The following is a 24,753-nucleotide window of genomic DNA, read 5'->3' on the forward strand; positions in this document are numbered from 1 at the left end:
GTTTCTGATGAACGCCAATTTGTTCCTGAGCTGGCTCAGGCCGTCGCACCGGTTGGGTCGGTGTGTATGATGTTGTCGGCTGTCAAGCCGCTGAGATCGGCGAGGCCATGGAAAGTGGCGAGGGTCTCGACGTTGGCATCGCCAGGTGTCACGAAATCAACTTTGATCAGGACACTGTCCGTTCCGTCCGTTGCCATCACATAGAGCGCGTCACCTGCAATTGCTCCGGCAAGGCTCTCTACAGCCGTTTCGAGTGTAACGGCATTGAGGTCTGCAAGAACGGTATCGAGGCCTACAAATCCAGTGTCTGTGCCTAATGTGTCACCGACAGTAAGAAGCTCAAAACCCGTGCCATCACCTCGGAGCGTAGCGACATTCAGTCCGCTGAACATCAGAGCGTCGGTTACATCTGCTGCGGGCCCAATTGTGAAACCGGTTATGCTGTCTACGCCATTGTTGTTCGGGTCGGTTTCAAAGACAACGACGTCCCGCCCGGCTTCGGTGATGTCAATGCTGTCATCGCCACCACCGCCACGAATGATTGTATCCGTGTTTGCCGCGGTGAGGATGTCATTGCCATTGGTGCCAAACTGAACTGCAACAGGGCCACCTTCAGGTGTTTTGATCGTTAACTCAATGGGTTGAGCAGCGTCCTGTACTGTCATCGTGAAGGTGACAAGAGGCTGAGACAAATCGGAAAAAACAGTCGCCGCCCCAGCGAAGTTGATGATGTCACCTGTGCCTGGGTTTGCCAGGAACAAATCAAACGCGCTGTGTTCCGTGTCTGATCCGATGTCGAAAGTGGCGACAGATGAGTCAAACTCAAGCTCCGCTGTAAAAGCCAAGCCACCAGAGACGTCACGATTAGCATCTGCATAAATGGCAAATGTAACGGTTGATCCACTGCGCCCGACCTCTGAGAGCACGTAGGCAGCTGGCTCATGAGCAACCGCCTGATCCGATACAGGTAAGGGATCTGGTCCCCCTGCAACGGTTGCCTGGGCTGATATATTCAGGGCATCCCCAGCTTCTATGGCGGCGAAATCTGACGACGCAACAGCCAGTGTCCAGGATCCGTCCGCGGTTACTGTCGCGCTGCCGACGGAACTGCCGTTCAGCAAAACATCTACAATCTGGCCGTTTGAAAGCCCGGCAGAGGAACCGCTGACAGTAATGCCTGACGCCTTGGCATCAGCAAGGGCCACTGCGTTGTTCACGCCGACATCGTCCAGCATCAGAACTGGCCGAAAGTCCGTTGTTACCGAACTGCTTGCCGCTACTGCGCTGTTGCCAGCGATATCGTCAACTGTTGCGGTGATGGTGTAGTTTGTTCCATCGGAAAGCGCACCCAGGTCGCTGGCTGGCACAGTTATCGCCCAGGTTCCACCCGATGCAACACCTGTATAGGTTTGCCCGCCAAACGTGACAGAGACTATTTGACCATCTTCCGAGGTCGTCGTGCCTGAAATTGTCAGGTCTGTAGCTTGTTCCATTACATCCAATACGGAGCCAACCGGCAAACTGTCGATCGTGATTGCTGGCGCTGTAAAATCGGTTGTGAAACTCGTCGAGATTTGGTTGCCATTCCCAGCAGTGTCTGAAACAGAAGCCGTGACATTATAGGTACTTGCGTCCTGGAGGCCTGAAAGTTCGGCAACTGTTGCGGTGTAGGTCCAGACACCACCGGTTACCGTTGCTGTACCGCTTACATCTACAGTTCCGTCTGCGCGCGCGATCTCCACAGTAATGACCGTTCCATCCTGAGCGTCAGAGGTTCCCGAGACAATCAGGTCGGTACCTTGCTCAGCAGCGTTCATGACAGTGCCGTCAGAAATACTGGTTATTCCCAGGGTAGGGGGTGTGAAATCGGTCGTGAAACTGTTGCTGGCCTGTGACGCCGGATTTCCTGCGGCGTCGGAGACATCCGCCGTTACCGCCACGGTGGCAGCATCAGAGAGGGCCGCAAGGTCGGCAGCGGGGACAACTGTGCTCCAAGACCCTCCGGTGGCTGTAGCAGTGTAAATTTGACCGCTCAAAGTGACGGTCACAACTTGGCCATCTTCGGCCGACGTTGCGCCCGATATTGTCAGGTCCACCGCTTGTTCGGCAGCATTCATGAATGCGCCGGTCGAGAACGTGTCGATGCTGAGGGTCGGTCCTGTGACATCTTTCGAAAGTGTCACATCAGCCTGAGGGGCTGTCAGCCCGTTTGCGTCGCTGACATCTGCGGTGATCTGAAAGCTGCCTCCGTCGGCCAAAGATGCCAGATCACCGGCTGGGACAGTTACAGTCCATGTTCCGCCCGTCACTGTCGAGGTATATGTTTGACCATCCAGTGTGATGGTGACTTGCTGGCCATCTTCGACATTGGCGGTTGTCCCGCTTATAGCCAAGCTTGCCGCAGCTTCAGCGGCGTTGAGAACTGCGCCGACGGAAAGCGGAGATATCGAAATTGAGGGGCCGGTCAGGTCTACTGGTACAGTAACAAGAATCGGCACGGCCGGGTTGCCTGCGATATCCTCGACCGCCACAACAATTGCAGCAGGTGTTCCGGTGGACAGACCGCTGAGGTCAGAATTGGGGATCGTGACAGTCCAGTTTCCGCCTGTCGCAGTGCCGGTGTACACCTGCCCGTCGAACGTGACGATGATGGTTTGCCCGTCCTCGGCCGTGGTGGAACCCGTTAAGGTTAAGTCACCAGCCACATCAATCAGGTCAATTGATCCACCCGCAACAGGATCCAGAGAAACACTTGGCGCGGTGAAATCCGTATCAAAGCTTCCGCTGGCCTGTGCGGCCGGGTTTCCAGCCGCGTCAGTCACGTCTGCGGTGACATTTACGATTGCGCCGTCAGGCAAGGCGCTAAGGTCAGCCGCCGGGACGGTTACGCTCCACTGTCCTCCGGAAACCGTACCGGAATAGCTTTGCCCGTTCAGTGAAACCGTTACGATTTGCCCGTCTTCAGTATCAGTTACACCGGTGACCGTCAGATCGGTGGCCTGCTCTGTCAGGTTGAGTACCGGCCCGTCAGAAAACCCGGTGATCGACAGGCTTGGCGGGACCGTATCGATGTCAAACTGAACGGATTGTGTCGACAGCTCGGCCCCCGACCCATCCAGGTTCCTGATGGTCACCGTCGACACACCCTGTGGAAGCCCGCTGGCTTCGGCTGCTGTCAGAGAGATGCTCCAGCTGCCATCGGGGTTGGGTGTCACGGTTTTCACCAGTGACCCTATTGTGACTTCGATGGTCGCAGTCCCTTCGGGAGCGATGGCGTTGGTGCTGACGTTGTTCAGTGCTGTGGATTGCAGCTCGGCGAGGTTGAGGCTTGTGTAAGTCGGGGTGGGTTCGGATACGACGGGGCTGTCTTCACCGCCACCGCCGCCACCTCCTGCGGCCGCAGCCGCCCCTGCCAGGCCCAATCCGCCCAACGCCGCGCCGGCACCACTGATGCCGCCTGCGGACGCACCCGCGGAAACACCTGCTTCCACGGCGCTGAACTGGGCAATCTCCTGAACCGCGTTCTCAGCGATCATGATGGCACCGCTGTCCAGGATCTGGACGTTTTCAGCTGCCACGATCATTGTCCGGCCATCGGCCATTTTTAGAAGAACATCGCCATTCTTCATCAACTTGACCGAGCGAACGCCTGGAATGGTTTCCGCGAACTGGAAAGCATACAGTTCTTCGATTGTGGCTTGTGATAACGCGGGCAAGGCCATCAAAGTTGAAATCAACCCGCCGGCCGCGCCGCGCCCTGCCCAGCGGCCAAGTTTTCCATCGATCCACTGGCGAATGTGTTGCTTGCGGTCCGTTTCCGAAGGTTCAGCCGCCGGACGGTTGTTGAACTCTGGTGCTTTGGTCATCTTACCCTCACATGTGGTTTCCGCGATCACCGAAATGGAAGACAGATCGCGCTGATAACGGCTGGCTCATCTGTCTTTCCCACTGGTTACTGTTGCGATCGAAAGTGAAAAATTGAGTTAATCTGAAACCGAACTTCTCGTTTTCACCACAATTCCGCTTTTGTTTCGGTCCGTGCATCAGGTCATCTTTTGGTCAAGGCCAGGGGTGGCGATGGAGGTGTGGCTGTGATGCTTCAATTCGAAGGTGTGGTGGCAACGGGGAGCGCGGCGCTCGATTCAGGTATCGGCGATACGGCTTTAAAAACGTTTAACGGAACCACGTATCTTTATACCGTCACCGGACCGGGTGGCGGCGTCGCGGTCTGGAGGCTGGTCGAGGGCGCGTTACCGCAACTGGTCGACACGGAATATTACAGCGGCACAATCACGTTTCACGTTGGTCGCAGTGGCACACCGATAACGCTGGCGGGATCCGAACAACTTGTACTGGATGTGAATATGGCGGTCGGGTTGGTCGGATATGACCTGAACGTGGATGGCACCCTGGACAGCCTTACGGAAACCGGATCTCTGGCAGGAGGAGGAGATATCTCGGCGATTGTTCAAGTGTCGATCGGACCCATGGATGTTCTGGCAATGGCTCATGAAGAAACGGGTCAAATCGGGACATATCTTGTTAATCCAGATGGAACGCTGAGCCTTGCTGGTCTTGTTGCTGGCTCTGGAGACGCGATGCAGACGCTGCGCGCAGGAACAGACCATTTCCTGATCTCAAGTGATGCGGCCAGCAATACAGTCTCAACTTATCGGATCGACAGCATTTCCGGTCAGTTGACCGAGATTGACAACAGTTCAGCCATGGGAACCCTTGGAATCTCGACTCCGACAGCCGTCGAAACGATCGATGCCTACGGCAAGCCCTGGGTGATCGTGGCGGGCGCAGGCAGCGACTCGCTCAGTGTGCTTCAATTGAAAGCTGACGGCAGCCTGAGCGCCACAGACCATATTCTGGATTCGCACACGACCCGCTTTGAATCCGTGCAGGACCTTGAAGTCGTGGACATCAACGGGCGCGTATTCGTCGTGGCGGGTGGCGGCGACGATGGGCTTACATTGTTCACGCTGACACCGGAAGGCCAGTTGGTCTATCTGGACAGTTTCGCCGACACTTTGAGTAGTGGATTGCAGAATGTCGAATCGCTGAGCCTTGCTCACGTCGGCAATGAGTTGCAGATTCTGGTTACGTCGCAACAAGACGCTGGAGTCACTGTCATTTCGGTTCCTGTCGATGATCTTGGGGTCGTGAACAAAGGGTTTGGAACAGTATCGGGGACGGCCTTTGACGACATGCTGAGTGGCAGTATTCTGGATACCACCCTGATGGGTGGCGATGGCGATGACATACTGATAGCAGGAACAGGTGCTACGACCATGTCAGGTGGGGCAGGGGCCGACATTTTCGTGATGCAGTCGGGCAGCGGTCTGACCACGATCACGGATTTTCAACCGGGTGTGGACCGTCTGGACATGTTCGACTACCTGCTGTTGCGGTCCCCTCAGCAACTGACATTCACCAGCACCACCCAAGGGGCGCGGATAGAGTATCGGGGCGAGGTGGTGCAGGTTCAGTCCGCTTCGGGCGGAACGCTGACCAGTACCGATATTTTCGGGGCCGGGTTTGAAGGCCCCGATCACATTCCGGTTGAATTCGGTGATTTCGGCGGTTTGAAGCCGGACAGTTCGGATGGCGTGCTTGGGCCAATCACAGTGGACAGCCGATCTGTAAATCCCGGATTGTCGGATGCGGAGATTAGATTCACTCCGATCGGCGGTGGCACGGTATCTGTCACGGCTGACGATCAGGGACAATTTGACTTGGACCTTCCGGATGGCACGTTCCCCGGAAGACTGGACATCATCAAGCACTATTCGACGGCAAGCAAAGAGATCGACGCAATGGACGCTTTACAAGTGTTGCGCATTTCGGTTGGCCTCGATCCGACATGGGGGCCCGCCGATGCGGAAAACCTAATCGCAGCGGATATCAATCAAGATGGAACCATCAATGCCCTGGATGCACTGGCGATTTTGCAGGTGGCTGTTGGGAAAACCACTGCGCATGAACCTCAATGGGTCTTCTTGGATTCAGATGCGGATTTGTCGGGAGTTACAAAAAGCAACGTTGATTATCAGACTGGAATGGATGTTGTAGCCATAGACGGGGTGATAACCGCCGATATGACGTCCATTTTGCTCGGCAACCTCGAGGCGGCATGAATTGAATTGAACGGTGCTGCAACTCAGTCATTGCAAGCCTTCCGCTTGGACCGCAATGTTGGCCTTAGATACACAAACACAAAAGGACAGGCCATGAATCGTCTTTCGGAACGCAGAGATTTTGCCATCGCGGTCTGTGAAGAAGCTGGGGTGATAGCCGAGAAATACTTCTTGGACAGGAGTAATCTGGTTATCGATCAAAAAGGTGCTCAGGACTGGGTGAGCGACGCGGACAAAAACGTCGAAGCCTTCATTCGTCAAAAGATCATGGATGCTTGGCCGCAGGATGGGATATTTGGCGAAGAACACGGCGCTGCCACAGGCAAGAGCGGTTTTGACTGGGTGATTGATCCAATTGATGGAACTACGAATTTCGTCAATGGCATACCCGTATGGACGATTGTTCTGGCCGGTGTCACCGAAGGGCACACTGCGGTGGGTGTGATCCGGGATCCGAGTATGGATGAAACCTTTGTGGCAACACGCGGAGAGGGCGCGACACTGAACGGTTCACCGATACACGTGGCCTCTGGGGTTGCTCTTCGGGATGGGACGGTTTCTGTGGGGTATTCGAACCGGATCGAAACTCGCCACGTCGTGCCGGTGGTTGCAGAACTGATCGAGCGCGGTTCCATGTTTCACAGAAACGCCAGCGGTGCATTGTCATTGGCCTATGTCGCAGCCGGGCGACTTCTGGGTTATGTGGAAGAACACATGAACGCCTGGGATTGTCTGGCTGGGCAATTGTTGGTTGCAGAAGCGGGCGGTGTTGTCGAAGATCAAGACGCCGACGCGATGATCCGCGACGGTGGGCGCGTGATCGTCGGTACACCAGATGTATTTGAAAGTTTGTTGGAAATCGCAGAGAACGCTTGGGGGGCTTAACGTCTAGGCCATTGGCAACCAAGTGGAATTAGGTTGCAAAGTTGTCAGACTTGTCTGCCAATAATGGCCTTGTGACGGTTGATCGTACTGGCGGTCAATCGGAATCCCGGAAAGCTCACACCACAACAATGTCCCGACCGCACCATGTGTAACGATGGCGAGGTCTCCGGTGCCATGGGCACGAGTGATTTCCAAGACTGCCCGGTGAATGCGCCTCTGCGCGTCGGCCGCAGTTTCCCAACCGCGAAAGCTAATATCCGGCTGGGCAAAGAATGCGTCCGCGGCCGCCTCGAACTTTTCCCGTGGAAGGAAACCAGTGGTACTCCGATCATTCTCGCCAAGTTCCGGGTGGATATTTAGAGGCAACCCCAAGGGCGCGGCCAGAATCTCACCAGTGTCACGAGCCTTTCGTTCGCTGCTGGCCCAGATATGGCTGACATTGGCCATAACTTCACTGGCGGCAAAGGATGCGGCGCGCCGGCGACCTGTCGTGCTCAGACCCCATTCCGTAATGGGGGTATCCGGATCAATAACGACCTCGGGGTGAGTGATGATCAGTAAATTCGGCATCTAGTCAGGCAGAAGTACCGGCCCTTTGCCCGCAAACCCCATCCTGATTTCGGTACCCGGTGCAAGCGGTGCATCAACATCATCGTGGACCGCAAAAACCTGGCCAAATGCGCCGGTCAGTGTGTATTCCATCCGCACACCAACATAGGTTGCCTTGGCCACTGTAGCGGCGATGCCGTCATCAGAACCAATCACAAGGCGCGAGGGTCGTACAGCGATGGTCGCGGGCCCATTGGTCAAACCCCGACGCGGCAGAGTGTGACGGTAACCTTCGATCTCGATTGTTGCAGCATCACCGTCGGTTGCAACGATCTGACAGTTGAGCAGGTTTGCCTCGCCTATGAAATCGGCAACAAACCGGTCATTCGGGGCATCATAAAGCTCGCGAGGTGTACCCATCTGAGCGATCGCGGCGTTCCGCATCACAACGATCTCGTCCGAGACGGCCAGGGCCTCTTCCTGATCGTGGGTGACATAGACAACCGTCAATCCAAGGTCTTGCTGAATGGCCCGGATATCCTCGCGCACCTGGCGTCGCAGCTTGGCATCAAGGTTGGATAGCGGCTCGTCAAACAGCAGAACCTGTGGTTCTAGAACCAGCGCTCGCGCGACGGCGACACGTTGTTGCTGACCACCCGAGAGTTCGGAGGGAAGGCGATTGTCGAACCCCTTGAGCCCTACCAATTGCAAGCCATGCAAGGCGCGGCTGCGAGCCTCATCCTTGGCAAAGCCCGAGAATGTGAGGCCGTACATCACGTTCTCCAGCACGCTCATGTGGGGAAACAGCGCGTATGATTGAAACACCATTGATACGTCGCGGTCTGTTGCGGGCAGTTTGGTGACGTCCCGGTTGCCAATCATAATCTTGCCAGAGCTTGCCATCTCTAACCCGGCGATCATGCGCAACGTCGTTGTTTTCCCACAGCCTGACGGACCAAGCAGCGTGACCAGTTTTCCCGCTTCGACATGAAGGTTAATGTTATCAACAGCCACAACGTTTTTGCCGAACACTTTCGACACTTTCTCAAATAATACCGGGGCGGCCTTGGAACCGATTTTGTTGTCGGTCATGAGGGTGTCTCCGTTGTGTTCTGTGTGCGCCGACCGATCTGGACCCGACCGACGAGAATTTGCAATAAACCGACCGCTGCCAGCATCACGAAGATCAGCGTCGTCGAATACGCAATGGCGAGACCATAGTCGTTATTCTCGACCCGCCCGATGATATAGCTGGTTGCCATGTCGTATTCGGCACTGACCAGAAAAATCACAGCCGAGATCGCCGTCATCGCGCGGACAAAACTGTAAACAAGCGCGGCAAGTATCGCGGGACGTAGCAGCGGCAGAATGACACGACGAAATGTCTGCCACGAGTTTGCACCAAGGGTCAGCGAGGATTCATCGAGACTGCGGTCAAGTTGCGACATGCTGGCGATGCCCGCACGGACCCCAACCGGCATGTTGCGGAATATGAAGCTGATAACAAGGATAACGCCTGTGCCGGTTATTTCGATGGGCGGAACGTTGAAGGCAAGAATATAGCTGACACCAATCACCGTACCGGGGATTGCAAAGGACAGCATGGTCCCAAACTCGAAAGAGTTCTTTCCCGCAAAGCTTTGCCGGGTCAACAGGTAAGCCGTGACCAACCCAACCGCTGCCGTCAGAGGTGCAGCAATTGCCGCAATGGTTATGGTGGTCCAGAAGCTGTCCCACGCGGCGCCGGTCCAACGAATGCCCTCTTCTTCAAATCGAACAGAGAATGCCGTGACGTAGTGTTTTAGGGTCAGGGAGTTATTGACACCCCAAAGCTCGACCACACTGCCGTAGATGATCATTGCATAGACAATGATCGTGAACACCGCCCAGCCAAGAGCGATTACCAGCACGGGAACAGTAAGACCCGTAGGCATCAAAGGGTGCACGCCTGCGTCGCCTTTGCCTGTTACGGTGGTATAGCTTTTCTTGCCCAGCCAAACACGCTGTGCGTAAAAGGCCGAAAGAGTAAAAAACAGCAATACCATGGCCAGAACGGCGGCCCGTCCTTGGTCATATTGCGCCCCGACGATGGCAAAGAAAATTTCGGTCGATAGAACGTCGAAATTCCCACCCAGAACAAGCGGGTTTCCGAAGTCGGCCATGCTTTCGATGAAGCCCAAAAGAAATGCATTGGCAAGACCGGGGCGCATCAGGGGCAGGGACACTGTCCTGAACGTTTGCCACCTGCTGGCGCGGAGAGTCTGGGCCGCTTCCTCCATAGATGGCGAGACGCCTTCCACCACGCCGATAAGAACGAGGAATGCAATGGGCGTGAATGCAAGGGCCTGTGCGATGAATATGCCTGGCATTCCGTACAGCCAGCGCGTTGGCTGCGTGCCGAACAGCTCGGCGACGAACCGTGTGACCGAGCCTGACAGACCAAAAAGCAGGATCAGCGCGAGGCCAATCACAAATGGCGGGGTGATGATCGGAAGAACAGTCAAAGCCCGCAGCACGCGTTTGTAGCGGAAACCCGAGCGGGTCACGACCAGTGCAAAGCACAAACCCAGGGCAGTCGTGACGAAGCCAACCAGGATGGCAAGAAACAGCGAGTTCCATGCCGCGCCGCATCTGGCACCATAAAAACACCCCAACCCCCAAAGCCGGGCATCAAAGAACTTTGAAAAGAAGACAGCAATGGAATATGCGCCATCTTCAGTGACAAAGGCAGCGAACAGCATCTTGGCGATCGGAAAAAAAACAAAGACGGTGACGATGGTAATCACACCGCCAATCGCACTAACAACAAAGACGTCACCGTTGATGGCACCTCTTGCCGCAATGCCTTGGGTCAACAGGAACAGAAAGCTTGAAGCGCAAATCATTGCGCCATAGCCCATACCGAATTGGCGATCACCAAGTTCGCCAAAATAGGCTTCCAACCAATTGAAATTGAAACCCCTGATGCCAATCCCGAATCCCTGTGCGATCAACCAGCCGAAGCCGAGCGCACCGGAAAGGATCAGAACCCGGGCATAGAGGGGGTCAGACTTGGCTCGCTTCAGCGCCAGAAGGGGTAAGGTCAGAGCGATCAACAGTGGGGCAAGCCAAAGCTTCTCACCCTGTGCGATCAGGAATGCAGCGGGGGCATAATCTTCGTCAAACGGGTAACCGTCAAAAAGCCATTCGAATGACCACAGGCCGCCGTCGACCATATACCACGGCAGCAGGCAAAACCCGACCCACCCGGCGATGACCCAAAAGATCAGAACCGGACGGGTCTTTTTTGTAATATGGTTGGCCATTTACTGCGGCAGAACCGAAACCTCTTCGTCCCATTTCTGCAACAGACGCTTTCGTTCGTCTGAGGAACCATACTTTTTGAAGTCATAGTCGATCAGCTTGATCTGACTCATGTCAGGCGCGCTTTCCGACGTTTCTGCGCTCTTATTTGATGGCACCTGAAACGCGCTGACCTGAAGAGCAAGGTTCTGCGCCTCGGGCGACAGCGCCCAGTCATAGAATTTCTTCGCCTCTTCCTCGTTGCGGGCGCCTTCAATAATGGACATCGAGCCAATTTCGTATCCCGTACCCTCACAAGGCGCGACTACCTTGATCGGGAAACCCGAAACAGCCTGCTTTACCGCATCATGCATGAAGACGATGCCAATCGTGTTCTCGCCTCGACCGGCTGCTTTGATTGGTGCAGATCCGGATTTTGTATACTGGTTGATATTCGAATGCAGGCCTTTCATGAACTCAAAACCTTCATCCTCGCCAAAGATCTGCACCATCGAGGCCAGCGTTGTGTAGGCCGTACCAGACGAGTTCGGGTTGGCCATCTGAACGTGACCCTTGTATTCAGGCTTTAGCAGGTCTTTCCAACAGGCGGGTTCGGGTAGGTTATTGGCCGCCAGCAGGTCTGCGTTATAGCCATACCCAAGTGCGCCGGAATAAATGCCGATCGTTCTGTTTCCGGCACTTTCGGCTTGGGAAATTGCCCAATCATGAAGCTGGTCGCGCATTGGCGACATGTATTCCATTGTCAGGTCCTCTTCGGCGGCCTGCAAATGCGGATCACCCGTGCCGCCCCACCAAACGTCTCCTTTCGGGTTCGAGCTTTCGGCACGAATCTGGGCAAAGGTTTCGCCTGACGACTTACGCGTCATGTTGACGTCGATGCCCGTTGCATCTTCGAAACTGCGCGCCATGAGTTGGCACCAGTCTTCCTGCGCCGAGCAATAGAGTGTCAGCTTGTCTGCCTGCGCTGCCGACACAGATGCGGCTATTGCAATCAGCGACCCGACGGCCGTGGATGTAAGTTTTTTCATTATCATTCCTCCCTTTGGTTATCGTGCACCAGTATCTTTTGTTTTGTCAGGCGCTTTCTCATCCAGCTTTTCGTAGCTTGTTAATGACAGACTGGGCGTTCTGATTGCCCGTCAGATTTCTCAGAAAACTTGACAGATCTCTTTCTTCCACCAGCTTTGCCGCTTTCCCCGGTGAAAACCAGTGACGCGTCCGTTCTTCCCGTTCTTTCCAACGCCGCTTCAGTTTTTCAACGACCATGGGATAGAGGGTAACGCGGCAGCGAACGCTATTCGCGCCCTCAAAGCGCTTGTCGTAGAAAAATTGGCCAATCGGCTGTTTCGAGATTGCCCCGACTGCACCTGCTTCTTCCAGAGCTTCAATTTCGGCGGCATGCCAAGGTTTCTTTCCTTCCATCAACCAACCTTTTGGGATGACCCACCGCCCAGTATCGCGCGAAGTCACCATCAGAACGCGTAGTTTTCCATCCCTGTCCCAGCGCATCGGAAGTGCTGCAATCTGGTCTGTTATGTTGCCGTCGCTCATGCTGCCCTCAATGACACGGTATCAATAGCGCACCCAGAATAACCTTCAGTCGTTAACGGTGGTTCTTGGGTTTTCACTATGAAACGGTTCAATTCACACATTCTTGCCTTGCGCTTTGGACTCTTCCGAATTGTCACAACCTACTGAGGGTTATGCAACAAAAATTATTGCATTATGCCCGAAATCCCACAAAAGTGGGGTTTGAAACCTGATTGGGTTGTTGGATGTCCAAAACGAAAATACGTGCCAAAACGATTGAAAAGGGACGGGGTAGGGTAAAGAAATCCGACCGGCGCCAGCAAATACTGCTGGAGTTGAAGCTTCGCCCGCACGTTCGCATCAATGAATTGGCCCAGCGTTTCAACGTCTCTAACGAGACGGTGCGCAGGGATTTTGACGCCCTGTCGAATGACGGCCTGATCGCACGCGCGCACGGAGGGGCATCTGCCCCGGCACAAGGGCATTATCCAGGTCTGGACGAGCGGGCCAACGCGCGAATTGAGGAGCGCGAACGCATAGGAATCAGCGCGGCGGGGCTGGTGCGCGATGGTGAAACGGTCATGATCGATTCCGGTTCGACCACAATCGAGATGGCCCGTGCATTGGCTTACCTCGGCACTCCTTGCACAGTGATTACGAATTCAATCCCGGTGGCAATGACCCTCGGCCATGGGGCTGCCGAGGTTCTGCTTTGTCCAGGAGAATATCTGGCAACCGAATCTGCGACGATTGGAACCGAAACGCTGGAATTCCTGTCTCGGTTCAATGTCGACAGATGCATGATCGGCTCGTCAGGTTTTTCGGTCGAAGGCCCTTCAGAAACCGTGCGCGGCTTTGCGGCTGTCAAAAGAATGATGCTGACGCGCGCAGCAAATCGACATCTTTTAATCGATTCAGGGAAATTTGGCCGTAAAGGCCTGTCTCAGGTCGGAGACCTGACCAACCTGGATTCCATAGTTTCCGACACGAAACCAACAGGAGAGTTGCTTAACGCGATCAACGGTGCCGAGGTTGATATTCTTGTCGCCCCGTAAACACTGAAATGAATGACGAACAGCGGACTGCAAAAAGACCGCGCATGACTGGGAGGAAAACATGAAGATAGACATCAGATTATTGGTTGGGGCATCGGCAATTGCGCTCATGTCGCTTTCCGGGACAGCTTCGGCGCAAGATTGCCCGAGGGGTGATCTGGACGAGCGGTTTTGCGACGTCGATGGGGATTTGATTGCGGATATCCCCACAGATTCTTCCCAGCTAATTGATCCTGACACCCTGATTTTTGCCTATACACCGGTCGAAGACCCAGCCGTATACAAAACCGCGTGGTCTGACTTTCTAGAGCATCTGAAGGCTGAGACAGGCAAGGACGTGGTCTTTTTTCCGGTCCAAAACAACGCCGCCCAGATCGAGGCGATGCGGTCGGGACGCCTGCATATTGCGGGCTTCAACACCGGGTCCAACCCACTGGCAGTAAACTGTGCCGGGTTCCGACCGTTTACGATTATGGCCTCAAAAGACGGTAACTTCGGTTATGAAATGGAGATCATCACCTACCCAGGCTCGGGCATCGAAAAGGTTGAGGATATCAAAGGTAAGCAACTTGCCTTCACGTCACCCACGTCCAACTCGGGCTTCAAAGCACCGTCGGCGATCCTGAAAAGTGACTTTGATCTTCTGCCCGATCGCGACTTCGAACCCGTCTATTCGGGAAAGCACGACAACTCGATCCTTGGTGTGGCGAACAAGGACTATCCAGCGGCATCGATTGCAAATTCGGTAAAGGCACGGATGATTTTGCGGGATGTGATCAAGGAGGAAGATGTTGTTACGATTTACAAATCGCAGACCTTCCCAACCACCGGATTTGGCACTGTCTACAACCTGACGCCCGAATTGCAGGAGAAAATCCGCAATGCTTTCTTCAACTTCGAGTGGGAAGGGACGACGCTTGAAGCGGAGTTTTCCAAGTCGAACGAAGGCCAATTTCTTGAGATGACTTACCAGGAATTCTGGGACGTCATTCGCAAAATTGACGCGGCAAACGGCGTCTCCTACGCCTGCCAATAAGTCTTGCTTAATCCAGCGGGCCTGAAAAGGCCCGCTAATCACCCTAATCGGGGGCAATTTATGCTGCGTCTTCAAAAGCTGACGAAAACCTACAAGACCGGAGATCAGGCACTGAAGGCCATCGATCTTGAGGTACCCAAAGGGCAGGTGCTTGCACTGATTGGACCCTCGGGCGCGGGAAAATCGACCATGATCCGTTGCATCAACCGCTTGGTTGAACCCACAAGCGGCGGTGTTCTTCTGGATGACATGGACCTGACCAAACTCGGGTCGGGTGCGTTGCGGAAAGCACGCCGCGAAATGGGTATGATCTTTCAGGAATATGCCCTGGTCGAACGCCTCACCGTGATGGAAAACGTATTGTCCGGTAGGTTGGGGTATGTGGGATTCTGGCGCAGCTTTCTGCGGCGGTATCCGCAGTCGGATGTGGACGAGGCTTTCCGCCTGCTGGACCGGGTGGGGCTGTTGCATATGGCTGACAAACGCGCGGACGAGTTGTCGGGTGGTCAACGCCAAAGGGTCGGTATCTGCCGCGCTCTGATCCAGGACCCAAAGTTGTTGCTGGTCGATGAACCGACCGCGTCGCTGGATCCGAAGACCAGTCGACAGATCATGCGGCTGATCACCGAGCTGTGTCAGGAGCGCGGGCTGGCGGCCATCATCAACATCCATGACGTGGCTCTAGCCCAGATGTTCGTTCCGCGTGTCGTGGGCCTCCGCTTTGGCGAAATCGTGTTTGATGGTCTTCCAACAGGGCTCACCCCGGAAAAGCTGACCGAGATTTACGGCGAGGAAGACTGGGAAGCGACCATCGAAAAAGTGGATGAGGATGAAGATGTCGAGGCCGCAGAATGAGCCATCGAGAACTTGACGACATGCTGGGAAAAGGCTGGCGCAAACCGGCCTTTATCAAAAACACGTTGCTGCGCAGGGCATTGATACTTGGGTTCTTCGCCTACCTGATTGCGGCTTTCATGACCATCGATGTTGATTGGGGCAGGGTCTATGAGGGACTGGACAGGGGATGGGCGTTCGTCCTTGCCTTTACCAGCCCGGATTTCATTTCACGGTGGTCGGATATCTGGGCCGGTCTTCTGGAAAGCATTGTAATGACCGTGGCCGCTTCGGTTGTCGGTATCCTGATTTCGATCCCGATTGGATTGGGGGCTGCACGTAATATCGCCCCGTTGCCAATCTACATAATGTGCCGCGGCATTGTCGCGTTAAGCCGGGCATTGCAGGAAATTATCGTTGCCATTTTGCTTGTGGCCATCTTTGGCTTTGGCCCGCTGGCAGGATTTTTGACGCTGTCTTTCGCAACCATTGGGTTTCTTTCCAAGCTTTTGGCCGAAGATATCGAGGCGATGGACAAAGTTCAGGCTGAGGCGATTCAGGCCTCTGGTGCACGATGGCTGCAATGGATCAACTACGGGGTTCAGCCTCAGATCATGCCTAGGCTTGTGGGTCTTTCCATGTACCGGATCGACATCAATTTCCGGGAAAGCGCTATTCTCGGGCTGGTGGGGGCAGGCGGCATTGGCGCGACACTCAACACCGCGTTTGATCGATATGAATATGATACGGCAGCCGCCATTCTGATCCTTATCATCGGGATCGTCATGGCCCTTGAATACCTTTCCGGAATAATCCGAGCGAGGGTTCAGTAATGCCGGTTCTTGAACGCGACGATACACGAATCTGGCGCAGGCGGACGACCGGCCAAAGCCTGGTTCGCTGGTTTGGATGGCTTCTGGGAGTAGCGGTTTTTGTCTACTGTTGGCAGCTCATTTCGGAATCGACAACCTGGTTTTTCGTCTGGGACGCACCCCGTATCGCCAACGATATCTGGACCCGCGCAACACCTCCGAAATGGGATTATATTACCCAGCTGGGTCGCCCGATCTGGGATACACTGAACATCGCTACACTGGGGACGATCATCGCTCTGTGCATGGCCGTGCCGGTTGCCTTTTTGGCGGCCCGCAATACTACCCCGTCGGCGTTGTTCATCCGCCCCATTGCCTTGTTGGTCATTGTCTCGACCCGCTCAATCAACTCGCTGATATGGGCGCTGCTATTGATCGCTATCATCGGACCGGGTGTGTTCGCCGGTGTCATAGCAATCGCCATCCGTTCAATCGGGTTCTGCGCTAAACTTCTTTATGAAGCGATTGAAGAGATTGATCACGGTCAGGTCGAGGCGATCACAGCCACCGGTGCTTCGCGGTGGCAAGTCATGGCATATGGGATCGTTCCGCAAATCCTGCCAGCTTTTGCCGGAATTGCGGTCTTTCGTTGGGATATCAATATTCGCGAGTCTACAGTGCTTGGTCTGGTTGGTGCCGGTGGCATCGGGTTGCAGCTCTCGGCCTCGCTTAATGTTCTGGCGTGGCCGCAAGTCAGCCTCATCCTGATTGTAATTCTTTTTGCGGTCATGATCAGCGAATGGGTTTCGGCAAAAGTACGAGGAGCGATCATTTGACCGGATTCTCAGCGCAGGAGGCTTTTAAGGCATACGAAGCCGTCCGGCACCGCCTTCCAGATATTGAACCGAACGACGTGAGCTATCGTCGTATCGAGACCCTTTCCGAAATTATGGATGAGTTTGACGTATTTCTTCTGGATGCGTTCGGGGTTCTCAATATCGGAGAAACAGCAATCCCCGAAACGCCTGAACGGATCAAGTCACTGACGGATGCGGGCAAACGTGTCCTGGTGGTTTCGAATGCCGCAGGGTTTCCTCATGCCACGCTGTTGGAGAAATACACCAGGCTGGGATATGACTTCGCGCCGCAGGATGTGATTACCAGTCGGGCTACGTTGCTGTCCGGGCTGAATGGTCAACATGAGCTGCACTGGGGTTTGATGGCGACACCCAGCGCCGGGCTGCGCGATTTGGAAGATTTGAAACTAACCTATCTGGAGGATGACCCGCAACCCTACGAAACTGTTGATGGTTTTCTGATGATCGGGTCAGCCGCCTGGACCGAAACCCGGCAGGCGATGTTGGAGGCGGCATTGCTAAGCCGACCCCGCCCGGTATTGGTAGGCAACCCGGACATCGTTGCCCCACGCGAGTACGGCTTTTCCAAAGAGCCCGGTCTTTTCGCGCACCGTTTGGCCGACCGAACGGGTGTAGCCCCGCAGTTTTATGGAAAGCCTTTCGGCAATATCTATGATCTTGCCTTTCAGCGACTTGGGCCCGTCGACAAATCCCGCGTTCTGATGGTAGGTGACAGTCTGCATACTGACATTCTGGGCGCGCGTCATGCCGGAGTGGCTTCCGCACTTGTCTCGGATTTTGGGTTCTTCGCCGGGCATGATGTCGAGGAAGCGATCAAACAAGCAGCGATCGTGCCGGATTTTGTCGTAACCCGACCTTAAGATTTTGAAGTAAAGCGTATTTTTGGCAGAGCGAACGGGCAGCGTTGACTTGCAGAATGCGCGCGTAACAATGATTATGTTGCTTTTACAGGGCTGCATCTAGTCGGCGAATTTTCTAACGGCGAATACCCATAGTCTCGGAAACTCGAATCCGGTTCTACCGCATCCTAACAATCTGGAACTCAATATTAAGGGTCACTTTCGAGAATTTAAACTTTCCCAGGCTGGAAAAACCGATGTTTTCTTGACTGTTCCATAAACAAAGCTGGTGTCGATCGAAGCTATTCCGCCGATCGGGTGAATTCGGTTTCGAATAAAGTCTTCGTATGCTTCGAGGTCCGATACCAATACCCGCAACTGGTAATCCATTGCGCCGGTCAGCACATGGCATTCTAAAACTTCATCGATCATTCGAACGCGTTTTTCGAATTTCTGCACATCTGTTTCATTGTGCCGCTCAAGCCGGATGCGGACAAAGACGGTAATCGCCATCCCGTATGCGGCAGCGTCCACATCGGCGCTGTATCCTTTGATGACACCGCTGGCCTCAAGGTTTTTGACCCGCCGCAGACACGGTGAAGGAGACAGGTTGACCTCATCAGCAAGATCCTGGTTCGTCATACGCCCGTCCCGCTGCAACGCTCGAATGATCTGCCTGTCTTTGGCGTCCATCTTCTCTCCACTATTAGCATAATATGCCAATATTGATCCTAAACTTGGCATTATTCGCAACCTATTGCTCAAAGTAAAGGCGCAAAGTGATAACAACTTAGATCAGGAGCCCACCGTGACCCGCACAACCGGATTTGCCACTCGCGCCATTCATCATGCCTACAACCCGTTTGAAAACGATGGTGCGCTGACCCCGCCCCTCCACTTGACCTCAACTTTCTCCTTCGAAACCGCAGAGGCTGGCGGGGAAATGTTTGCCGGTGAGCGCGCAGGTCATATCTATAGCCGGATATCGAACCCGACATGTGACCTTCTTGAAAAGCGCATTGCCGTGCTGGAAGGTGCCGAGGCCGGGCTCGCCCTCTCCAGCGGGATGGGCGCAATTACCGCCGTACTTTGGACCCTGTTGTCACCAGGTGACGAAGTCATTGTCGACAAAACGCTTTACGGCTGCACTTTCGCTTTCATGCGCCACGGGCTGGCAAAATGGGGTGTCACTATTACCCATGTCGACATGACGGACCCTGCAAACCTGAAAGCCGCCGTTTCCGAAAAAACCCGCGTCGTCTATTTTGAAACCCCAGCCAATCCAAACATGCGCTTGGTGGATATCGCTGCCAGTTCAGAAATTGCGCATTCTGTTGGTGCGCATGTTGTGGTCGACAATACATATGCCAGCCCCTATCTGACCCGCCCGATCGAGCACGGCGCGGATATCGTCCTGCACTCCGCCACCAAGTATCTGGGCGGGCATGGCGATGTGGTCGCGGGTCTTGTGGTCGGAACCGCCGAGCAGATTTCTGAGATCCGGCTGGTCGGCATGAAAGACATGACAGGCGCAGTGATGGCACCTTTTAACGCAATGCTGATCCTGCGTGGGTTGAAGACACTGAACCTGCGATTGGATCGTCACTGTGCGTCCGCCAAGGTGGTTGCCGATTACCTTCAGGCACACCCTACCGTCAGTGAGGTTTATTTCCCGGGGCTTGAGAGTTTTGCCCAGCACGATGTCGCACAACGCCAGATGTCGCAGCCGGGGGCCATGATCGCCTTTGAAATCAAGTCTGGCCTGTCCGGTGGCATCGAGTTCATGAACCGCCTGAACATGATCCAACGCGCCGTGTCCTTGGGGGATGCAGAAACCCTGATCCAGCACCCGGCATCCATGACTCATTCGACTTATACTGCGGAAGAACGGGCAGAACATGGGATCAGCGACGGTCTGATCCGTCTTTCCGTCGGGCTGGAAGACGTTGATGACATCCTTGCGGATTTGGAGCAAGCTCTGCCCTACCCTGCCCGCAGTGCCGCATGAACCCGGAGACCACCATGCCGAATGATCCCAAGCTGTTGAAAATCGTCGAACAGCGTTTGCTGTGGTTGTCGCATTGGATGATCCACCATGCCAACCATATCCGTCCCAAGGTGGATGGGATCAAGGTTGGTGGTCATCAAGCGTCGTCCGCGTCGATGGTTTCGATCATGACGGCGCTCTACTTCTCGGCTTTGCGTCCCGAAGATCGGGTTGCGGTCAAGCCTCATGCGTCACCGGTTTTCCACGCGATGCAGTACCTTATGGGCAACCAGACCCGCGAGAAGATGGAGAACTTTCGCGGGTTTGGCGGCGTGCAAAGCTATCCCAGCCGGACAAAGGATATCGATGATGTCGACTTTTCGACAGGTTCGGTAGGTTTGGGTGTCGCGATCACCTCGTTTGCTTCGATCATTCAGGACTACGTCAAGGCCAAAAACTGGGGGGCAGATGCCCCGATGGGGCGCATGGTGGCGCTTGTAGGCGACGCTGAACTGGATGAAGGCAACGTATACGAAGCATTGCAGGAAGGCTGGAAAAACGGCCTGCGCAACACGTGGTGGATTATCGACTACAATCGGCAGTCGCTTGACGGCATCGTTCGTGAAGGATTGTTCGAACGGATCGAAAAAATCTTTGATGCCTTCGGATGGGATGTTGTGCGCGTGAAGCACGGCGTGTTGCAGCGCGCGGCCTTCAAAGAACCTGGCGGCGATCGGCTGCGAGACTGGATTGATGCCTGCTCGAACCAGGAATACTCGGCCCTGACGTTCATGGGTGGCGAGGTTTGGCGAAAGCGCCTCATGGACGATCTTGGCGATCAGGGTGATGTGACGGCGCTGATCGAACGGCGCACAGATGCCGAACTCGCTGCATTGATGGAAAACCTCGGCGGCAACTGCGTTGAGACCATGGCCCAAACTTTTGCCGCCATCGAACATGACCGCCCAACCTGTTTCCTTGCATATACCGTAAAGGGATGGGGCACGCCAATTGCGGGCCACAAGGACAACCACGGCGGGCTGATGAACAACAGCCAGTTCGCCGCGTGGCAAGAACATATGGGCGTGCCCGCCGGCGAGGAATGGGAACCGCTTGCGGCAGTGCAGGACCCGGAGGCGCTGAAAGACTTTCTGTCGAAAGTTCCCTTCTTTGCCAAAGGTCCGCGACGCTATTTCGATGGCAAGCTGGATGTTCCAGCGATTGACATCGAAACAAGCTGCGAAATTTCAACCCAAATGGCTTTCGGCAAGATTTTGGACGACTTGTCGAAAGGCGACAGCCAATTGGCCGAGCGCATCCTGACGACGTCTCCTGATGTCACTGGTACAACAAACCTTGGCCCGTGGGTTAATCGGCGCAAACTGTTTGCCAGATCCGAGCAAGCCGACGCTTTTATTGAACATCGTATCCCCTCGACGGCAAAATGGGAATTTACTCCCGAAGGGCAACATATCGAGCTTGGTATTGCCGAGATGAACCTCATGTTGCTTTTGGGCGCTGCGGGCCTTTCGCATTCCCTGTTCGGCAAGCGGCTTATCCCGATCGGTACTGTGTATGACCCCTTTGTCAGCCGTGGCCTCGATGCGCTCAATTATGCTTGTTATCAGGATGCGCGCTTTATGCTGGTCGGCACGCCTTCGGGCATAACTCTGGCCCCAGAAGGCGGCGCGCATCAATCCATTGGCACACCTTTGATCGGGATGAGCCAGGACGGACTGGCGGCCTTTGAGCCAGCCTTTGCTGATGAACTGGCTGTGATCATGGAGTGGGCCTTTGACTACCTGCAGCGTGATGGCGAAGGGCAACCGGACGAACGCACCTGGCTGCGTGACGAAACAGGCGGTTCGGTTTATCTGCGCTTGACGACAAACCCGATTGAACAGCCTGGCAAACGCGTGGACGATGAGTTCCGTCAAGGTGCTATTGATGGCGCATACTGGTTGCGAAAACCGGGGCCGAATTGCGAGGTCGTAATCGCCTATCAGGGGGCCGTTGCACCCGAAGCGATCAAAGCCGCTGGCGTGATGGGCGAAGGACGCAAAGACATTGGAGTGCTGGCGGTGACTTCGGCAGACCGGCTAAACGCTGGGTGGACGGCAGCGCAACGGGCGCGTTCGCGCGGCAATCAGGCGGCTCGGTCCCACATCGAAACTTTGATGTCCGGTCTGCCGCGCCACTGCAAGCTGGTTACCGTGATTGACGGACACCCCGCGACATTGTCTTGGCTGGGTGCCGTACAGGGACATCAGACCATCCCTTTGGGGGTCGAACATTTTGGTCAGACAGGGACAATCGGCGACCTCTATCGGCACCATTGCATTGACGCGGACGCTATCCTGGAGAAGGTGAATGGTCTGACCCATGGCAAGGCTTTGCTTCGCACATGAGCGGCGGTGTTGGACGTCACAGCTTGGGCCTTACCCTCAGGGTATTTGGGCTCTTTGTGCAGACGCGCGTTTGGGTTCGAAGCCCCGAACGAAAGGCACCTTGTTCGAACCAAACTTTTGGGATCTGAGAAGAATTACGACTCGGGACTAAAGAAAAGATCCGGACGCCTTTGCTTCTGTCACTACAGGTGCTCAAAACTGTCGTAGGTATGGACCGCCATGAAAATCAATTTTGCGTGTATCAAGTCGGCCCATGCACGCTATCCGACCGGTTTTTTGGAAATATTCTTATTCATGTATGCGCTTAATAAAAATGGGTCTGTTCCTCTAGAATGTAACTCTTGAATAGCCGTTGATAATGTAGTTTGCAGGAGACACTCCAGTACGCGTTTGCCCCAAAAAGAACACTTTGTTCGAGCAGCTTCAGCGCAATCAATAACACCTAATTTCTAAGACAGAATAATGGCCACCGTTACAACAATCCCCAGACCGTCCGTAAGTTCTCCGCTCAGTTCTATCCAGGGCACCTATGCATATGGTGACGGGAATCCGTCGACCACGACGGTGATTTCCTACAGTTTCGGGCACTTCTCTGATACACAGGCTTGGTCATCGGAGTATAAGGCGGAGTTCCGTGCGGCGCTGGCCGCAATAGAAGCCGTTGCAAACATTAATTTTGTCGAAGTCACATCCGGTTTTGCTGACTTGGTTGAGGTTATTGCGCCTTCTTCATTCTTTGGAGACCCTCGGACTTTGGGATTTCATTATTCGCCATCGAACGGGACGTCCTATGGTGCATTCAACACGTCATACTGGACTGCTTCTTTCAACGGAAACGGTGATCCGGGCGGGTATTTCTTTACCACTCTAGTTCATGAATTAGGTCACGCTCTTGGTTTGGGCCATCCTCATGACACGGGTTTGGGTACAACCGTGTTGAGCGGTGTAACCTCGCCATTCGACTCGTTTGGGGCGGCGAGCCTCAATCAGGGCGTTTACACCGTGATGTCCTATAACGATGGATGGACTTCACAAAACGGGTGGCTGCGTTCTGATGCCACATATGGTGGTTCAACAGGGCTTGGGGCTTTGGATGTCGCCGCGTTGCAGGCCATGTATGGGGCGAATACATCGCACAACTCCGGGGGCAACACCTACACACTCCCCTCTGAAAACGTCGCAGGAACTGGGTACCAAGCCATTTGGGATACTGGTGGAATTGACACGATCCAGCATAACGGTGGCTCGAACGCATATATAGATCTCCGGGCGGCAACTTTGGATTATTCCGTTTCTGGTGGTGGGTTGGTTTCACATGCAGCGGGCATAAAGGGTGGTTTCACAATTGCGTATGGCGTCGTGATTGAAAACGCGTCTGGCGGATCTGGTGCCGATACTATTGTCGGCAATACCGCTCAAAATGTTTTGCGCGGGAACGACGGAAACGACACCATTCACTCGCTGTCCAACGGAAGCAACAACAACACCATCTATGGCGGCCAAGGCGACGATATCATCTTTGTGGCCCAAGGTACTGGTGCTGACCAGGTCTTTGGGGACCAGGGCAATGATCTGGCTGTTGTGCAGAGCAACGCAGGTACGTTTTCGGGTGGAACCGGCACCGACACTGTCAGATTCGTTAGCGCTATAAGCAACTATTTATTCTTTGAAAACGGTGTCTTGTACGAATTTCTGGATGTAGTCACACGCACAACATTCACGATTGCAAACGACGTAGAGTTGGTCCAGTTTCTTGACGGGCTACAGCAGTATGCCCGGTCGAATATCAAGTCTGCAATGCAGCTTTCAGATATCGATACTCAGGGAACAACGCTACAACATGCCAGCCAAGGGCTTTATGTGCTGGATGGCGGCAGTGCGAACATTGCTTTGATTTACGGTGGCCAGTCTATTGGGCAAAACTCGCTTGCAGGCTGGCAGGCACTTCAGGCCGAAGCGTCGGGCGGTGGCTACAAGGTGTTGTGGCTGAACACCAACGGGTCATATGCCGAATGGACCACGGATGCTTCGGGGCAATACCAAAGCGGCGTTACCATCGCCAATGTTGTCGATGTCGAAGTTTTCTATGGTGTTGATCTGAACAATGACGGCCACACCGGCCACGCCATAACCAATATCGAGACCAGCGGGTCGATAACACTCGCGTCTTCAACCCGCGGTGAGTACCTGATCAACGGTACCATCAACCTGACGTATAATGGCAATACAATTGGGCCAGACAGCCTGCCGGGCTGGCAGGCGCTTCAGGCCGAAGCTTCGGGCGGTGGCTACAAGGTGCTGTGGCAAAATGCGAACGGGTCATATGCTGAATGGACCACGGATGCCTCGGGGCAATATGTTAGCGGGACCGGCATCGCCAATGTCGTGGATGTCGAGGCCTTTTATGGTGTTGATCTGAACAATGACGGCCACACCGGCCACGTCACAACCAACATCGAGAGCAGCGGATCGGTAACACTCGCGTCGTCAACCC

The 24,753-nt window shown here is 54.6% G+C and carries 18 protein-coding genes; 11 read left to right on the top strand and 7 right to left on the bottom strand.

The genetic code is table 11. The annotated features are described in order from the left end of the window. Window positions 1-35 precede the first annotated feature (35 nt). On the bottom strand, window positions 36-3,866 hold the full coding sequence (locus ACR0D9_RS13900; protein WP_480539132.1) for a beta strand repeat-containing protein: 3,831 nt from the start codon (window positions 3,864-3,866) through the stop codon (window positions 36-38). Window positions 3,867-4,094: 228 nt separating this feature from the next. Here ACR0D9_RS13900 and ACR0D9_RS13905 point away from each other — a divergent pair, with 228 nt between their 5' ends. Both ACR0D9_RS13905 and ACR0D9_RS13910 read left to right on the top strand, forming a co-directional pair. After that, window positions 4,095-6,143, top strand: coding sequence for a dockerin type I domain-containing protein (locus ACR0D9_RS13905; RefSeq protein ID WP_480483722.1), 2,049 nt, complete (start codon window positions 4,095-4,097; stop codon window positions 6,141-6,143). A gap of 93 nt (window positions 6,144-6,236) precedes the next feature. Continuing rightward, on the top strand, window positions 6,237-7,028 hold the full coding sequence (locus tag ACR0D9_RS13910; protein ID WP_480483723.1) for an inositol monophosphatase family protein: 792 nt from the start codon (window positions 6,237-6,239) through the stop codon (window positions 7,026-7,028). A gap of 3 nt (window positions 7,029-7,031) precedes the next feature. Here ACR0D9_RS13910 and ACR0D9_RS13915 read toward each other — a convergent pair whose 3' ends face one another. Genes ACR0D9_RS13915 through ACR0D9_RS13935 form a run of 5 tightly spaced genes read right to left on the bottom strand, consistent with a single transcriptional unit; the run spans window position 7,032 to window position 12,431 of the window. After that, a complete protein-coding gene (locus tag ACR0D9_RS13915; RefSeq protein ID WP_480483724.1) occupies window positions 7,032-7,598 on the bottom strand; it encodes a histidine phosphatase family protein in 567 nt (188 codons plus the stop codon). Further along, window positions 7,599-8,669, bottom strand: coding sequence for an ABC transporter ATP-binding protein (locus tag ACR0D9_RS13920; RefSeq protein WP_480483725.1), 1,071 nt, complete (start codon window positions 8,667-8,669; stop codon window positions 7,599-7,601). Next, window positions 8,666-10,882, bottom strand: coding sequence for an ABC transporter permease (locus ACR0D9_RS13925; RefSeq protein WP_480539134.1), 2,217 nt, complete (start codon window positions 10,880-10,882; stop codon window positions 8,666-8,668). Before ACR0D9_RS13925 ends, ACR0D9_RS13920 begins: the two co-directional genes overlap by 4 nt. Further along, on the bottom strand, window positions 10,883-11,908 hold the full coding sequence (locus ACR0D9_RS13930; RefSeq protein WP_480539136.1) for an ABC transporter substrate-binding protein: 1,026 nt from the start codon (window positions 11,906-11,908) through the stop codon (window positions 10,883-10,885). A 58-nt stretch (window positions 11,909-11,966) separates the two neighbouring features. Then, the gene (locus ACR0D9_RS13935) at window positions 11,967-12,431 is read right to left on the bottom strand and encodes an NUDIX hydrolase (protein WP_480483728.1); all 465 of its coding nucleotides are present in this window, start codon (window positions 12,429-12,431) and stop codon (window positions 11,967-11,969) included. A gap of 224 nt (window positions 12,432-12,655) precedes the next feature. Here ACR0D9_RS13935 and ACR0D9_RS13940 point away from each other — a divergent pair, with 224 nt between their 5' ends. The 6 genes from ACR0D9_RS13940 (at window position 12,656) to ACR0D9_RS13965 (ending at window position 17,885) form a co-directional block, all read left to right on the top strand. Beyond that, the gene (locus ACR0D9_RS13940; RefSeq protein WP_480483729.1) at window positions 12,656-13,465 is read left to right on the top strand and encodes a DeoR/GlpR family DNA-binding transcription regulator; all 810 of its coding nucleotides are present in this window, start codon (window positions 12,656-12,658) and stop codon (window positions 13,463-13,465) included. A gap of 61 nt (window positions 13,466-13,526) precedes the next feature. Continuing rightward, the gene (gene phnD / locus ACR0D9_RS13945; RefSeq protein ID WP_480483730.1) at window positions 13,527-14,501 is read left to right on the top strand and encodes a phosphate/phosphite/phosphonate ABC transporter substrate-binding protein; all 975 of its coding nucleotides are present in this window, start codon (window positions 13,527-13,529) and stop codon (window positions 14,499-14,501) included. Window positions 14,502-14,561: 60 nt separating this feature from the next. Beyond that, window positions 14,562-15,356, top strand: a complete 795-nt coding sequence (gene phnC, locus ACR0D9_RS13950; RefSeq protein WP_480487503.1) for a phosphonate ABC transporter ATP-binding protein — start codon at window positions 14,562-14,564, stop codon at window positions 15,354-15,356. Then, the gene (gene phnE / locus ACR0D9_RS13955) at window positions 15,353-16,168 is read left to right on the top strand and encodes a phosphonate ABC transporter, permease protein PhnE (protein WP_209507091.1); all 816 of its coding nucleotides are present in this window, start codon (window positions 15,353-15,355) and stop codon (window positions 16,166-16,168) included. Before phnC ends, phnE (ACR0D9_RS13955) begins: the two co-directional genes overlap by 4 nt. Then, the gene (gene phnE, locus ACR0D9_RS13960; RefSeq protein WP_480487505.1) at window positions 16,168-16,983 is read left to right on the top strand and encodes a phosphonate ABC transporter, permease protein PhnE; all 816 of its coding nucleotides are present in this window, start codon (window positions 16,168-16,170) and stop codon (window positions 16,981-16,983) included. Before phnE (ACR0D9_RS13955) ends, phnE (ACR0D9_RS13960) begins: the two co-directional genes overlap by 1 nt. Continuing rightward, entirely contained in the window at window positions 16,947-17,885 is a 939-nt protein-coding gene (locus ACR0D9_RS13965; protein WP_480539138.1) for an HAD-IIA family hydrolase, read from the top strand. Before phnE (ACR0D9_RS13960) ends, ACR0D9_RS13965 begins: the two co-directional genes overlap by 37 nt. Window positions 17,886-18,080: 195 nt before the next feature. Here the strand turns inward: ACR0D9_RS13965 and ACR0D9_RS13970 are convergent, their stop codons facing one another. After that, the gene (locus ACR0D9_RS13970; RefSeq protein ID WP_480539140.1) at window positions 18,081-18,557 is read right to left on the bottom strand and encodes an Lrp/AsnC family transcriptional regulator; all 477 of its coding nucleotides are present in this window, start codon (window positions 18,555-18,557) and stop codon (window positions 18,081-18,083) included. Window positions 18,558-18,672: 115 nt separating this feature from the next. On the opposite strand from ACR0D9_RS13970, the gene ACR0D9_RS13975 reads away from it, so the two are divergent. The 3 genes from ACR0D9_RS13975 to ACR0D9_RS13985 form a co-directional block, all read left to right on the top strand. After that, window positions 18,673-19,872: a methionine gamma-lyase gene (locus ACR0D9_RS13975; protein ID WP_480487510.1), complete on the top strand. Its 1,200-nt coding sequence runs from the start codon at window positions 18,673-18,675 to the stop codon at window positions 19,870-19,872. A 14-nt stretch (window positions 19,873-19,886) separates the two neighbouring features. Then, complete coding sequence (locus ACR0D9_RS13980) at window positions 19,887-22,259, top strand: 1-deoxy-D-xylulose-5-phosphate synthase N-terminal domain-containing protein (RefSeq protein WP_480539146.1); 2,373 nt, start codon at window positions 19,887-19,889, stop codon at window positions 22,257-22,259. Between the two features lie 462 nt (window positions 22,260-22,721). Continuing rightward, the coding region (locus tag ACR0D9_RS13985; RefSeq protein WP_480539142.1) for a M10 family metallopeptidase C-terminal domain-containing protein at window positions 22,722-24,753 on the top strand (2,032 nt) is incomplete at its 3' end.

It is taken from the genome of Ruegeria sp. AK11 (assembly GCF_056541095.1).

Excerpts from the sequence above, each read along its gene's own strand:
- ACR0D9_RS13920 (WP_480483725.1), bottom strand. The coding sequence starts at position 8,669 with ATGACCGACAACAAAATCGGTTCCAAGGCCGCCCCGGTATTATTTGAG.
- ACR0D9_RS13910 (WP_480483723.1), top strand. The coding sequence starts at position 6,237 with ATGAATCGTCTTTCGGAACGCAGAGATTTTGCCATCGCGGTCTGTGAA.
- phnC (WP_480487503.1), top strand. The coding sequence starts at position 14,562 with ATGCTGCGTCTTCAAAAGCTGACGAAAACCTACAAGACCGGAGATCAG.
- phnE (WP_480487505.1), top strand. The coding sequence starts at position 16,168 with ATGCCGGTTCTTGAACGCGACGATACACGAATCTGGCGCAGGCGGACG.
- ACR0D9_RS13935 (WP_480483728.1), bottom strand. The coding sequence starts at position 12,431 with ATGAGCGACGGCAACATAACAGACCAGATTGCAGCACTTCCGATGCGC.
- ACR0D9_RS13915 (WP_480483724.1), bottom strand. The coding sequence starts at position 7,598 with ATGCCGAATTTACTGATCATCACTCACCCCGAGGTCGTTATTGATCCG.
- ACR0D9_RS13925 (WP_480539134.1), bottom strand. The coding sequence starts at position 10,882 with ATGGCCAACCATATTACAAAAAAGACCCGTCCGGTTCTGATCTTTTGG.
- ACR0D9_RS13940 (WP_480483729.1), top strand. The coding sequence starts at position 12,656 with ATGTCCAAAACGAAAATACGTGCCAAAACGATTGAAAAGGGACGGGGT.
- ACR0D9_RS13980 (WP_480539146.1), top strand. The coding sequence starts at position 19,887 with ATGCCGAATGATCCCAAGCTGTTGAAAATCGTCGAACAGCGTTTGCTG.
- ACR0D9_RS13965 (WP_480539138.1), top strand. The coding sequence starts at position 16,947 with ATGGGTTTCGGCAAAAGTACGAGGAGCGATCATTTGACCGGATTCTCA.
- ACR0D9_RS13930 (WP_480539136.1), bottom strand. The coding sequence starts at position 11,908 with ATGAAAAAACTTACATCCACGGCCGTCGGGTCGCTGATTGCAATAGCC.
- ACR0D9_RS13900 (WP_480539132.1), bottom strand. The coding sequence starts at position 3,866 with ATGACCAAAGCACCAGAGTTCAACAACCGTCCGGCGGCTGAACCTTCG.
- ACR0D9_RS13970 (WP_480539140.1), bottom strand. The coding sequence starts at position 18,557 with ATGGACGCCAAAGACAGGCAGATCATTCGAGCGTTGCAGCGGGACGGG.
- phnE (WP_209507091.1), top strand. The coding sequence starts at position 15,353 with ATGAGCCATCGAGAACTTGACGACATGCTGGGAAAAGGCTGGCGCAAA.
- phnD (WP_480483730.1), top strand. The coding sequence starts at position 13,527 with ATGAAGATAGACATCAGATTATTGGTTGGGGCATCGGCAATTGCGCTC.
- ACR0D9_RS13905 (WP_480483722.1), top strand. The coding sequence starts at position 4,095 with ATGCTTCAATTCGAAGGTGTGGTGGCAACGGGGAGCGCGGCGCTCGAT.